General features: G+C 54.0%; 11 protein-coding genes. 6 read left to right on the forward strand and 5 right to left on the reverse strand.

Annotation, left to right across the window (positions count from 1 at the left end; translation table 11 throughout):
- Window positions 1–240 precede the first annotated feature (240 nt).
- The 3 genes from ACWIZX_RS12485 (at window position 241) to ACWIZX_RS12495 (ending at window position 4,300) form a co-directional block, all read left to right on the forward strand.
- Window positions 241–1,125 (forward strand): EamA family transporter, encoded by an 885-nt coding sequence (locus tag ACWIZX_RS12485; protein WP_322794371.1) that lies wholly within the window; start codon window positions 241–243, stop codon window positions 1,123–1,125.
- Between the two features lie 278 nt (window positions 1,126–1,403).
- On the forward strand, window positions 1,404–1,847 hold the full coding sequence (locus ACWIZX_RS12490) for a response regulator (RefSeq protein WP_322794370.1): 444 nt from the start codon (window positions 1,404–1,406) through the stop codon (window positions 1,845–1,847).
- 8 nt (window positions 1,848–1,855) lie between these two features.
- Window positions 1,856–4,300, forward strand: coding sequence for an HD domain-containing phosphohydrolase (locus ACWIZX_RS12495; protein WP_448336010.1), 2,445 nt, complete (start codon window positions 1,856–1,858; stop codon window positions 4,298–4,300).
- 53 nt (window positions 4,301–4,353) lie between these two features.
- Here ACWIZX_RS12495 and ACWIZX_RS12500 read toward each other — a convergent pair whose 3' ends face one another.
- The 3 genes from ACWIZX_RS12500 to ACWIZX_RS12510 form a co-directional block, all read right to left on the reverse strand.
- Window positions 4,354–4,773, reverse strand: coding sequence for a hypothetical protein (locus tag ACWIZX_RS12500; RefSeq protein WP_448336011.1), 420 nt, complete (start codon window positions 4,771–4,773; stop codon window positions 4,354–4,356).
- A 367-nt stretch (window positions 4,774–5,140) separates the two neighbouring features.
- On the reverse strand, window positions 5,141–6,310 hold the full coding sequence (locus ACWIZX_RS12505) for a L,D-transpeptidase (RefSeq protein ID WP_448336012.1): 1,170 nt from the start codon (window positions 6,308–6,310) through the stop codon (window positions 5,141–5,143).
- Between the two features lie 112 nt (window positions 6,311–6,422).
- Window positions 6,423–6,857 carry a hypothetical protein gene (locus ACWIZX_RS12510; protein ID WP_322794447.1) on the reverse strand — a complete coding sequence of 145 codons (435 nt, stop codon included), beginning with the start codon at window positions 6,855–6,857 and terminating at the stop codon, window positions 6,423–6,425.
- A gap of 388 nt (window positions 6,858–7,245) precedes the next feature.
- On the opposite strand from ACWIZX_RS12510, the gene ACWIZX_RS12515 reads away from it, so the two are divergent.
- The 3 genes from ACWIZX_RS12515 to ACWIZX_RS12525 are packed head-to-tail and all read left to right on the forward strand — an operon-like array spanning window position 7,246 to window position 9,939.
- Complete coding sequence (locus ACWIZX_RS12515; RefSeq protein WP_322794448.1) at window positions 7,246–8,190, forward strand: hypothetical protein; 945 nt, start codon at window positions 7,246–7,248, stop codon at window positions 8,188–8,190.
- A gap of 3 nt (window positions 8,191–8,193) precedes the next feature.
- Complete coding sequence (locus tag ACWIZX_RS12520; RefSeq protein WP_448336013.1) at window positions 8,194–9,168, forward strand: hypothetical protein; 975 nt, start codon at window positions 8,194–8,196, stop codon at window positions 9,166–9,168.
- A 3-nt stretch (window positions 9,169–9,171) separates the two neighbouring features.
- Entirely contained in the window at window positions 9,172–9,939 is a 768-nt protein-coding gene (locus tag ACWIZX_RS12525) for a hypothetical protein (RefSeq protein ID WP_322794450.1), read from the forward strand.
- Between the two features lie 5 nt (window positions 9,940–9,944).
- Here the strand turns inward: ACWIZX_RS12525 and msrA are convergent, their stop codons facing one another.
- Complete coding sequence (gene msrA, locus ACWIZX_RS12530) at window positions 9,945–10,493, reverse strand: peptide-methionine (S)-S-oxide reductase MsrA (RefSeq protein WP_448336014.1); 549 nt, start codon at window positions 10,491–10,493, stop codon at window positions 9,945–9,947.
- Between the two features lie 77 nt (window positions 10,494–10,570).
- Window positions 10,571–11,650, reverse strand: coding sequence for a hypothetical protein (locus ACWIZX_RS12535; protein WP_448336015.1), 1,080 nt, complete (start codon window positions 11,648–11,650; stop codon window positions 10,571–10,573).
- Window positions 11,651–11,726 lie beyond the last annotated feature (76 nt).

The following is an 11,726-nucleotide window of genomic DNA, read 5'->3' on the forward strand; positions in this document are numbered from 1 at the left end:
CGCGAAAGCGATATTGGGGGAGGCCCGGAGGGGGAAGAAAATTCGAAAGTTGATCTAAAAATGAGTTATCCCGAATTGACGTAATTCTAAGTTTGAGTGCGTTTAAGAGCAATTTCCTGCCATTTGTCTGAATTAAGACAACTGAAATGTCTGATATTTTTGCATATAATAAGCAGCAAGCTGTCCCCTTCTCATCTAAAATGGTTTTCTCCCAAACTTTTATCCCCTGAGGTGTCCAACATGCTTTATCTGTGGATTGTTTCTCTCCTGTGGGCGTTCTCCTTCGGTTTGATTAAAGGTCAATTGACCGGTTTGGATGCCAGTTTTGTGGCGTTTGCCCGCCTGCTGCTGGCCGGGCTGGCATTTCTGCCGTTTCTGCGCCTGCGCGGGGTTGACCGCCGGCTGGCCGTGCGGCTGGCGCTGATTGGCGCGGTGCAGTATGGATTGATGTATGTGACCTACATCTATTCGTTTCGTTTTCTCAAAGCCTATGAGGTAGCCCTGTTTACCATTTTTACGCCGTTGTATGTTACCCTGATCAACGACGCTTATCACCGCCGTTTGAACTGGTTCAGTTTGCTGGCTACCGTTTTGGCGGTGGCAGGGACGGCCATCGTCCAGCAGGCCAACCTGCTCAGCCCCGACCTGACGCGCGGCTTTCTGATTGTGCAGATCAGCAACCTGTGCTTTGCGCTGGGGCAGGTGGCCTACCGCGAGGTGATGCGTCCTCACTCTCAAATCAGGGATGGGCAGATTTTTGGGCTGCTTTACTTTGGCGGCACGCTGGCAGCCGGTTTCCCCGCCTTGTTCACCACGCCGTGGGCCAGCCTCAACCTGCTGCCCAATCAGGCGCTGACGCTGCTGTATCTGGGGGTAGTCGCTTCGGCGGTGGGTTTCTTCCTGTGGAATGTTGGGGCGCGCAAGGTCAACGCCGGCACGCTGGCAATTTTCAACGACCTGAAAATTCCGCTGGCGGTGGCGGTTTCACTGGTCTTCTTCGGCGAGCAGGCCGACCTGCCGCGCCTGCTGATCGGCGGGGCGGTGGTGCTGGCGGCGCTGGCGCTGAACGAGTGGAATGTGCGGCGGCGCAGCAACCCGCCTCAACTGGCAGCCTCAACCGACTGATTTAATATTAACTTCGGTCTGGAATAAATCATAAACCCATCCATCTTGAGCATTTTCGACCGCGCCTGCGCCTCCCCCAAAATCGCCCCTGCGATTTTGGGGAGGTATGGAGGGCTCATTGTATTCCTTCTCGATTTTTGCATCGAAAACCAGTTCAGGTTAAATTAATTTGAATTTGAAAACCCGGCTCGTTTTATGCTATGATTACAAAAACAGGCCTTGCCGGGATGGGGCAACCTGCCGGTAAAGGTTTACCTGTTTATGGAGGTTGTCCGCGGATGAGCCTGTCTGTGCCTTTTCGTCCCATTCTTTTGGTGGAAGATAATCCCATGGATTTGGATCTGACCCGGCGGGCTTTCAGCCGCCGCCGGGTGGTCAACCCTTTTGAGTTTGCCCGCGACGGCGAGGAAGCCATTGACTGGATACGCCGCTGGGATGAGGGTTCACCCCTGCCGGTGGTCATCTTACTCGATCTGAAACTGCCGAGGGTGGACGGGCTGGAGGTGCTGCGCCGCTACAAGGAGCACCCGCATTACCGCTCCATCCCGGTGGTGGTGCTGACCACCTCCTCTGAAGACCGGGATATCGAAACCGCCTACCAGTTGGGTGCCAATTCCTACATCGTCAAGCCGGTGGAATTCGAAAAGTTTGTTGAAGTGGCTGCCCAGATTGAAGTGTACTGGACGCTACTCAACCAGCCGCCGTCCCTCCACTTTTCGTAAGGTAGAGTATGAACGACCCTGCCACTTCTCCCCACGAACCCCTGCAAGTGCTGTATGTGGAGGATAATCCGCAGGATGCCGATTTGACCGCCCGCGCGCTGCGGAAACTGGCTGCCCACATTCGGATGAGCACGGTTGCTACCCAAAAGCAGGCGCTGGAATTGCTTTATGAACAACGGCAGCCCTTTCAGGTGGTGCTGATTGACCGAAATTTGGGAGATGGCGACGGACTTTCGCTGCTGGTCAAACTGCGCAGCCTCAATCTGCCGGTAGCGATTGTCATGGTGACCGGCAGCGGGGATGAAGAAACCGTCATCGCGGCGCTGAAATCCGGGGCCGATGATTACATCATCAAACGCGATGATTATCTGGAGCGCCTGCCTGCCGTCATTGAAAGCGCATGGCAGCATTACCGCCAGCAGGTCATCCGTTACAACCGCCCGTTGCGCGTGCTGTATGTCGAGCATCAGCCGGCCGACATTGACCTGACCCGCCGCTATCTGGAAAAACACGCTCCTTACATCACCCTGGAGGTGGTGACGACTGCTCAACAGGCTTTGCGCACCTTGACCGAAGAAAGCCGGCCGGCTGAGGTGGATGTGCTGCTGATGGATTACAACCTGCCGGGCGGGATGAATGCGCTGGAATTGATCAAGGAAATCCGTGAGGTTCATCGCCTCTCCGTTCCCATCGTACTGGTCACCGGCCAGGGAGATGAAATGATTGCCCTGCAAGCCCTGCGGCTGGGCGCGCAGGATTACATTCCCAAAACCGATCACTATCTGGCGCGCCTGCCCTATGCTCTGGCCGATGCCTATCACCGCGCCCGTCTGGAACAGGAACATGACGCCCTGCGCAGCAGTGAGGAGCGCTTTCGGGCGCTGTTTATGGACTCGCCGGTTGCTATGCTGGAACAGGATTTTTCGCAGGTCAAGCGGGAACTGCTCGCATTGAAGCAAAGCGGGATACCCGATCTGGAAACCTACCTGCTCGATAACCCGCAGGTGGTGTTGGATCTGTTTGACAAATCGTACGTACTCTTTTTGAACCGCGCTGCCCGGCGTCTGTATCAGGTGGAGGGTAAAGCCCTGCCGCGGTCTTTGGGGGAATTGCTGAACGGGTGGGCTCAATGGCGTCACTTTGTGAACGAACTGCTGCAGATTGCCAGCGGGCAGGCGCATTTTCAACGGGAAACGGAAGATATTCTGCCGGACGGGCGAAAAATTGCTGTCAACCTGCACTGGAACGCCCTGGCCGGCTATGAAGAAACGCTGGAACGGGTGATTGTCGCTATCGAAGACATTACCGAACGGAAACAATCGGCCGAACGCATCGAACGTCAGCTGCATCAGCTGGAAGCCCTGCGCAAAATGGATGATGCCATCAGTTCAAATCTGGATTTGAATGAAACCCTGCAGGTGCTGATTTATCAAATGCGCAGCCAGCTGAATCTGGAAGCGCTGGCGGTGCTGCTCTATGACCCGGGTGACGGTTCGCTGACCTATACCGCCGGTGAGGGCAATGGGCTTCCCATCCCGCTCGGTTTGCGTTTTCATGCCGGCCAAAGCCTTGCCGGTCAATTGCTGCAAGAAAACCGCAGCCTTTTCCTGTGCGAGATCAAGGAAGATTGCAATTGCTTCGTGCCGCAGGTGTGCGAATTCAGCCGGCAGCTGCGCCAGGCCGGCTTTCAAACCCTTTTGGTTATTCCGCTGATCACCAAAACCAACCCTCAGGGCGTCATTGAAATTTACCTGCGTGCCAGCCCGCCGGTGGATAGGGAATGGCAGCGTTTCCTGGAAATGCTGGCGGGGCAGGCGGCCATCGCCATTGAAAATGCGCGGCTGTATGAAGACGCGCGGCGCTCGAATCAGGAGTTGCTGCAGGCCTACGATGCCACCATTGAAGGCTGGACGCGCGCGATTGACCTGCGCGATAAGGAAACCGAGGGGCACACTCAGCGGGTGGTGGAACTGGTCTTGCGCCTGGGCCGTCAGGCCGGCATGAGCGAAGAACTGCTGGTTCACGTGCGGCGCGGCGCACTGCTGCACGATATCGGCAAACTGGGCATTCCGGATGCCATTCTGCTCAAGCCCGGTCCGCTGACGGAGGAAGAATGGGTGATTATGCGCCGCCATCCGCTGTATGCTTATGAGATGCTTTCGCCGATTGAATATCTGCGCCCGGCGCTGGACATTCCCTATTGTCACCATGAAAAGTGGGACGGCACGGGCTACCCGCGCGGTTTGAAAGGCGAGCAAATTCCGCTGGCGGCGCGCATCTTTGCGGTGGTGGACGTGTGGGATGCGCTGACCTCCGACCGGCCTTACCGCCCGGCATGGTCAAAAGAAGAGGCGCTGGCTTACCTGAAAGAACAACAAGGCAAACATTTTGACCCGCAGGCGGTCAAGTTGTTCCTGAAAGAAATGGGGTTGGAGGATACGCCGGGGGGATGACAGGCGCTGATTCATCCCCATAGAAGTACGGGCTGCTTTCTGGCGCAGGCGGATTACAGGAAAGCGCCCAATAAAAACACAATGATTAAACCCAAAATCATCCATCCCAATTTGGTTGAGTAGTTGTGGGGTTCAATTTGCCCGTTTCGATCCATGGATCGGATGAGGGGGAATAACCGCCAGTAAAAGGACACCGTCCCGATTGCCAGAGCAAGCAGAATGAAGCGCTGGAGGGTGGCATCTCCAAACAGGACGATCACAACCAGGAGGAGCAGGAAAATTAACTTTGCGCCGGCCACCCAGTAAACCAGGTATTTGACAAAATCATGAATTTCGGGGAACTGTTTGGATTTTTCCCACGCGGAAAATACACCCACTGCATTGGCTCTTTTTGATCCGGGCGCAAAATACAATGCCAGCACATTGGATGTTTCCAGGAAGATAAAGGCAAAAAGGACGATTTTGATAATCATAAGAGTGTCTCCCAGTGGTCTGAAAACAGCCGGCTGAAAACCGAAACAAAACACTGCCGGGCAAAGTAAAAATTCACGGACGGATTTCTCTTGAATGTCGGTCAGGGATAAATGTTTTTTAAGACCGGGAATGGGGGGTGATTTGCGCAAATGGCAGGCTTTGCACTTATCCCGGATTTGCGATCTTAAAGTACGTCAATTCGGGATAAATCTTTTTCACATCAACTTTCGAATTTTCGTCCCCCTCCCGCCTCCCAGGTTTTGATCTTATCCCGAACTCACGTTAAATTATACCGTCCGGCGGCCATGGAGGCAGGTTAACCTGCCGGTTAAATTTGCCGGTAGGATAAAGGCACTTTATCGGCTGTTATGCGCCGCCTGCGCCGTAGAAGTTGGGATCGGTGGGTGTCTGCCCGGACGGGTCCCAGACATAAACCCAATCCCCTTCTTTGGCCCAGTCAAACAACCATTTGGAATCGCCAATGGACAGGTTGACACAGCCATGTGTACCGGCGTAACCGAACAGGGTCCGCCAGTAGGCACCATGCAGGGCGCGTGCCTGATCAAAGTACATTGTCCAGGGTACATCCTGCAGGTAATAATAGTCGGAGCGGTCGGCTTCAAAGGCACCGCTCATCGTTTCCAGTTCTTTTTTCTGATAGATCTGGTGCAGGCCGGGGCGGGTGAAGAAGGGTTCTCCCCCGCTGGCAACCAGCGTGGCAAACACCAGCTGGCGGTTTTCATAGACTGCCAGAGTCTGCTCGTAGAGATTAATCTCGATCCAGCGGTCGTTGGTCACCCCCTCCGGCGGGGTGGTGTTGATCACCACCTGGCGGATGTAACGCCGTTCGACCCACTCGTCCACGCCGATCATGAACCAGTCGGTTTTATCGGCCGACTGAACGGCATAAATGGGCACCGCATTCTCGCGATAGAGGGTCTTACCGGTTTTGGGCGCATTGTATCCCGGTGCGGCGCGCACTTCAACGGTGTCCATGATCCAGCCAAAGTTATGGTCGGGCGTTTTCTTGAAGATCAAACCTTGAAAGGATGAATAAGCCACCGGTGAAGCGCGCAACCATTCGCCGGAACGCAGGCGTACCCATGGCTTATTGTTGTAGTACTCCACCGCGATGAAGGAGACATAGCGTAATTTACCCGGGTCAATAAAGCGGGTTGGATTGTTTCCGTTGACAGCGTCCTCAAAAGTGGCATACAGAGGTACTTTCTCGTTTTCCGGCAGGTTGATGCGGGCAATGTTGACCGGTGCGCGGGTCAGATGCGGGGCAGGGCGGTAGGCCGGCAGGGGCGCATCGGGATAGCGTAAGGCGGTAGTCTGGGCCAGCTCGCTCAGACGCTGCGCCGGGCCGAGCAGCAGGCAGTCCTGCGGGTCTTGCAGGTAAACCCCCGGCAGACAGAGCGGCTTGCCGGTTGAAGTCTGTCCTTCCGGCTGAAAAGTTGCTTTTGCCTGAACAGGGGAAGGCGGGAGCAGCCAAAGCAGAAATCCCGTAAATACCAGTAAGAGAACTTTTTTCATCTGGATCACATGACAGTCTGGTTTTATGGTTGAATGATTGTGAATGGATTATACCATGAGGAAAAGTTGGGTTTTCCGGGCTGAGATATTTCTTGTTTGCCGTCACAGGGTTTTATCTATCGCGTGTTTTGGATTGCTTTTCGAGGTGATGGACATATCGCGAAAATTCACTGTCCGGGATGAATTGAATCCATAATCCCAGGCGAATCATACGCTGGAAGAAGATCACATACTTTTCGGGGTTTGTTAACGCTTCCAGCAAGCGGTTGACCCAGTTGGAAATTTTACGGAAAAGAACAAGGAAAGGCAGAAGGGGTATGGCAATCAGAATGACAAGCGGGGCAATCATGATCATAAGAACAAGATAGAGTATCTTCACCAGGAGATAGAAGGGACTGAGAAGCCAGTCGGTAAGGGCGTGCGGATGCCCACAAAGCTTGCTACGGTAGCGGTAGGCGGGGATGGTAATGATCCACGTGATGCCGCAAAATAAAACCAGCAACGCAAAAAGAGCAAAGAGGAATCTTAATCCATCTGATGGAGACATGATGTAAGACCTTTTAGCGGAAAAAGTAAAAAGGTTGAAATTTCCCCTGACTGGTTTAATTATATCTCATTCTCGTGCAACGAGGCTAAAAAGGTTTTCTGGGCATGCTTGTGGGAAAGTTGACCTCCCTTTTGCGGGTGAAAATTCCGTAAACCAAAAAGGGGGTTGAAATGTGAGTAAGTTGGTGGTATTATGATATAGATGATAAAAATAGTCAATAACTCGACTGGGTTATTATCCATCTATTGACGAGAAACACGCGGGGATGACCTGCGTGTTTTGATTCTCCACCCTTGCTCCATTCCCGATTCACGGCAAAGTCGAGCATCTCAATTTTCTAACAGTTGAGAGGGCTATTTTCCTTTTATTCAGACAAATGGAGGTCAATATGCCGTTTACCGATCGTTCTGATCTGTTCGGCGCCGTCCATGAGGACGGTATAAACCGATTGGTGCGCCACATCATGCGCCAGCGTCCATCCCTGTTTAATTACGCAACACCCTTTTTTCATAACAATGCAGAATTGTTTTGCGTAAAGTTCGAGGTGGACGATAAGGTATTGAAGGCGAAAAATCCGCTCTTTACCGAGCAGGAACCGCTGCCCATTTTAGGGGCGCCGGTGCCAATTGGTTTGAACTTTTGCTTGCAATTAACCGATGCACAGCTTGATTTTCACCCCGGTAATGTCTTTGGGCTGCCGCCTGAATTGGGCAGGCTGGCGGATCAAAGGTTTGCCCTGCGTTTGAAAGGCTGCATGGGAATAGATTGCCCCCCTAAGGAACTGATTGATGAGCTGCTGCCACTCATTGAACGTTATCTGGTTGCTCAGCAGCAACTGGCAATCGGTGAAACCAAAGAGCGGGTGCCCGGTATAAGCACCCATTACACACCCCCTTCCAGCGCGTTCGACAACCGAGAGCGAGAGCGTCCCCGCACGGTGGCATTACCGACCCGTTCACTGATCTGTTTTTGTCTGGAATTGTACGCCGTTGGGCATTTTGAGTGGGGAACCGTGCCCGGCTCTCAACAAATCTGGCTCAAGACACGCCTGGACGGCCTGGAAATTGTGGACATCGAACCGAAGGATATGGAAAGCGCAATTGAATGCTACCTGACCACGGTGCTGAAACTGGGCATCCTGCCGCGCCTGATCATCCCGCTGGAAAAAATGGTGCTGGATATCAGCAAGGAATTCCAGGAAATGGGTTTGACGCTCGGTAGAACCGTAACTTTACAGCCTTCTGCCGTTCCCGCTGATGTTCCCAACAATCCGGCGGTTGAAGAGGATCAAATTAAGGCGTTTCTCAAATTGACCGTCACAGGAGGAGCATAAGCCATGGCTGACCTGACTGTTGCCGTATCCGAAAGCGCATTTCAGCGCCTGTTTGTGGTTTTGCGCGACAGCATCCGCTGGGAAGCGCAGGACATGACCAATTTTGGTCCTTTCACGGCCGGTTACCATGTCAAGGGACATCTGGAAGGGGGCAGCGTGGATTTCCGCGCCGATAATTCGGTGCTGATTGATGAACTGGATGTACGCTGGGATAAGTTTGAATTTACCCTTGGTCTGGATATTCCCGAAATTTGCGTGGGCGGCGGGTGCATCAACATGCCCTGGCCGATTCCGGATATCTGTCTTCCGCGCTGGTGCGTCTTTTCCGCCAACCCGGATATTTCCATCTCTCCGGATTTAGCCGCTTTTGTGGCTCAGGAATTGAGCGTGGCCGGGCGGCCGGTGGTGCGCTATTACGACGCCAGTATCCCGCCGCCGGTCATTGACCCGTGCGGCTTTCTACGCGATATCCTCGTTGACAACAGTATCATTGACCCCTTTCCGGATCACAATCAGTGGCATATCCACCTCAACCCGGATTTCATTGACCTTGACCTGTTCGACTTCGCCGATATTGTTGGCAACCTGATCGAAAACGCGCTGACCGCTGCTGTGACCGCACTGCTGCCCGGCGGCTGGGTACGCGATTTGATTCTGGCCATCATCGGCGGGATTGCCGACTTCATCCGCTGGCTGCTGGATATTCCCGATGAAATTGACGAATGGCTCAGTGATCTGTTCAACATCAGCTTTGGCCTGGGTGACTTGCTCATCCAGCTGATTGGGGAATTCTTTGGTGCCTGCGTGCCGCTTATCCGCGTGGATGACCCGCTGGAAGTTCTGGCGAAGGAAATCAGCACTTCGGTGCTGTTGAGCGGTTCGCCGGTTGAACTGGTAGCGGTCACCGTGCCCGTGCGCAGCCTGAGTGTGTATGTGGATAATGTGGAAATGGTTGTACAAGCGGATATTGGAGGTTAAGCGATGAGAACCAATCAGAAACAAGCCATAATCAACCGGGCGTTGTTCACCCAACGTTCGTTCGATAGCAGCCGAATCAGCGTGCTTTCTACATTGATCCATCGCTTCGAAGAAGCTGGGGATTACGAGGTGTTCATCAGCCGCACCAACCGCACGCCGGCGCGTTTTGTCGTTACGGTTGTAGAGGGTGATGCTCCTTATCAGCACAACCTCGATCTTTCCACTCTGGAAAATCCCAAAGAGCGCGATTGCTGCCGGGAGGATGCCGACCTGCGGCTGCACACCGGCGGAGTGCTGGGTTTTTACAACTCGCAAGGTGTATCCACCTTTCAAGTCAGAATTGTACGGCTGGGAAGCAAAGAAAAGCAGGTCTTGTTCAACCATGCTGAGCAGATCCCGGCTGGTGACTTCTTCACCGTGACCCCTTTGCGTCCCGGTATTTACCGGGTGAGTGATACCTTGAACAAGGCCGAAATGGCGCTCAAGGTGATGATGCCGCCCTCACCCGAGCAGGGAAAGGCGGAAAAGGCGACCAAAGTCAAAGGTGAGCGGCCGCCATCCACTTACCGCCCCGATCAACCGTTGCTGGTTTCGGTAGGCAAGAAGGGTTTTGACCGCCGTGAAGCCAGTCTGTTCTCCGGGCAGACGCTGGTCTTTCAGGTGCAAAGCGCCGCCCGGCTGCGGGTTGAACTGGAAAAAGAGGACGAAGCGGTTACATCGCCGCCCAAAAAACGCCCGGATAAGCCTGCCCGTACAAAAAAGCAATCCTGAGCGGTTTACTTTAACCGTTCGGCAAACTGCTTGCGGAATTTGCTGACTTTGGGCTGAATGACAACCTGACAATACCCGGCGTAGGGATTCTTCTCGAAATATTCCTGATGATATTCCTCCGCCGGGTAAAAGGCGGTAAACGGTGCCACTTCGGTGACAATCGGTTTTTGCCAGATACCTTTCTGGTTCAATTCAGCAATCAGACTTTCGGCAATTTGACGTTGTTGCTCGTTGTGATACAGGATGATCGAGCGGTACTGCGTACCGACATCGGCGCCCTGCCGGTTGCGGGTGGTGGGGTCATGCACCGAGAAAAATACTTCCAAAATCTCCCGAAAGGAGATGACCGCCGGGTTGAAGGTAACCTGCACCACCTCGGCATGCCCCGTCAGACCGGTGCATACCTGTTCGTAGGAAGGGGTGGGCGTCTTTCCGCCGGCATAACCGACCACGGCATCTTCCACCCCCTGCAGATGAGCAAAAATGGGTTCCAAACACCAAAAGCAGCCCCCGCCGAGGGTTGCCACTTCTAATTTACTGGCTTGATTCATCATGGTGATCTCCTTTGTCGATTATCGTTCACATCTGGCTTGTCTGCCAGAGGGAAGGACAGGTTTGTAAAGGGTTTACCTCAGGGATGGGTTACCAGCGGAAGAAAGAGCGGGTATGAAATTACAAACCACGGCGCTGCCGCCGGGTCGCTGGTAAAAAACTGGAGCAGTAAGCGGGCAATTTTGTTGCGCCCCGCCGTGGATGGGTGTGTGCAGTCCCGCACCAAATCCTGCGGCAGCCAGCTAAAACCGTCTGCGCGCGGGTTAATGCCATCCGCCCATAAATAGGCAGACCAGAGCAAGTAAGGGGCGCGCACTTCGCCGCGGGAGGAGTCATAGTTGAGAGCCGGGTCGCCGCTGAGTTGCGCTTCGATCAGCCATTTGACGGCAAAGCCGGTCTCGAAGGCGGCCGGCTCCGGGCTGAGACCGTTCCAGTAGGTGTACGAACGCGTGCGGCTGGAAAGAAATACCATTTGCACATTGGGGTATAACTGATGGATGTTTTGGACAATGGTCGTCAGGTCGGATTGCAGGGTTTGGGCTTTTTGTGGAAAATTGCCCCCACCGGTGCGGGTCAGTTTCAGCCAGACCACCTGAACCTGCAAGGGGGATAGATCGGCAACGGCAATTCGTCTGTTAACTTCCTGCCAGGTTGATGCTCCAGGATTCAGCCAGTATTCGGCGGTTTGGCCGGCCTGCGCTCCATTGACCAGTACGAGATGCGGGTTGATGCGGCTGTCTGCCTGGGCAAGGCTGCGAAAGGTCGAAAATTCCATGGCTGTGTTCGACATGCCCACCGAGATCATACCGATTTTGCCATTTTGTCCATCGGGGTTACCCTGCCTGTCGAGGGGTACAATGCGGCGGGCAATTGCCCGCCCGGCATCACGGTGAGCCGGTGGGGGTGAATTGCTGCCGTTGGGGTAAAGACCGCCGCTGAAACCGGTATGGGCGCCGTCCATGCGAATGTACTCCGCGTTGCCCAAATCGCTGAGCGGCGGGCTGACCGGGAAAAAGTCACCCTCGCAAAGACTTTCCTGCCGTGCATGGGCAGGTGTCTGCCGGTTGATATGTGCAGATTGCGCTGGCTTTGCCTGGGCGAGGAAATGCAGCACAACGGTTAAGAAAACAGCAAATGATATTTTGACTTTGTTAGTCATGATTTTTGTGTTTATACCCCTTTTTGTCCGCCACGACAACCCCCAAACCGTCAGCCGGCGATATCTGTCAAATTAC

The organism is Bellilinea sp., from assembly GCF_053501535.1.

What these genes read in the sequence shown, in the direction of transcription:
- ACWIZX_RS12525 (WP_322794450.1), top strand. Translation starts at nt 9,172, where the DNA reads ATGAGAACCAATCAGAAACAAGCCATAATCAACCGGGCGTTGTTCACC.
- ACWIZX_RS12500 (WP_448336011.1), bottom strand. Translation starts at nt 4,773, where the DNA reads ATGATTATCAAAATCGTCCTTTTTGCCTTTATCTTCCTGGAAACATCC.
- msrA (WP_448336014.1), bottom strand. Translation starts at nt 10,493, where the DNA reads ATGATGAATCAAGCCAGTAAATTAGAAGTGGCAACCCTCGGCGGGGGC.
- ACWIZX_RS12495 (WP_448336010.1), top strand. Translation starts at nt 1,856, where the DNA reads ATGAACGACCCTGCCACTTCTCCCCACGAACCCCTGCAAGTGCTGTAT.
- ACWIZX_RS12485 (WP_322794371.1), top strand. Translation starts at nt 241, where the DNA reads ATGCTTTATCTGTGGATTGTTTCTCTCCTGTGGGCGTTCTCCTTCGGT.
- ACWIZX_RS12510 (WP_322794447.1), bottom strand. Translation starts at nt 6,857, where the DNA reads ATGTCTCCATCAGATGGATTAAGATTCCTCTTTGCTCTTTTTGCGTTG.
- ACWIZX_RS12490 (WP_322794370.1), top strand. Translation starts at nt 1,404, where the DNA reads ATGAGCCTGTCTGTGCCTTTTCGTCCCATTCTTTTGGTGGAAGATAAT.
- ACWIZX_RS12515 (WP_322794448.1), top strand. Translation starts at nt 7,246, where the DNA reads ATGCCGTTTACCGATCGTTCTGATCTGTTCGGCGCCGTCCATGAGGAC.
- ACWIZX_RS12520 (WP_448336013.1), top strand. Translation starts at nt 8,194, where the DNA reads ATGGCTGACCTGACTGTTGCCGTATCCGAAAGCGCATTTCAGCGCCTG.
- ACWIZX_RS12505 (WP_448336012.1), bottom strand. Translation starts at nt 6,310, where the DNA reads ATGAAAAAAGTTCTCTTACTGGTATTTACGGGATTTCTGCTTTGGCTG.
- ACWIZX_RS12535 (WP_448336015.1), bottom strand. Translation starts at nt 11,650, where the DNA reads ATGACTAACAAAGTCAAAATATCATTTGCTGTTTTCTTAACCGTTGTG.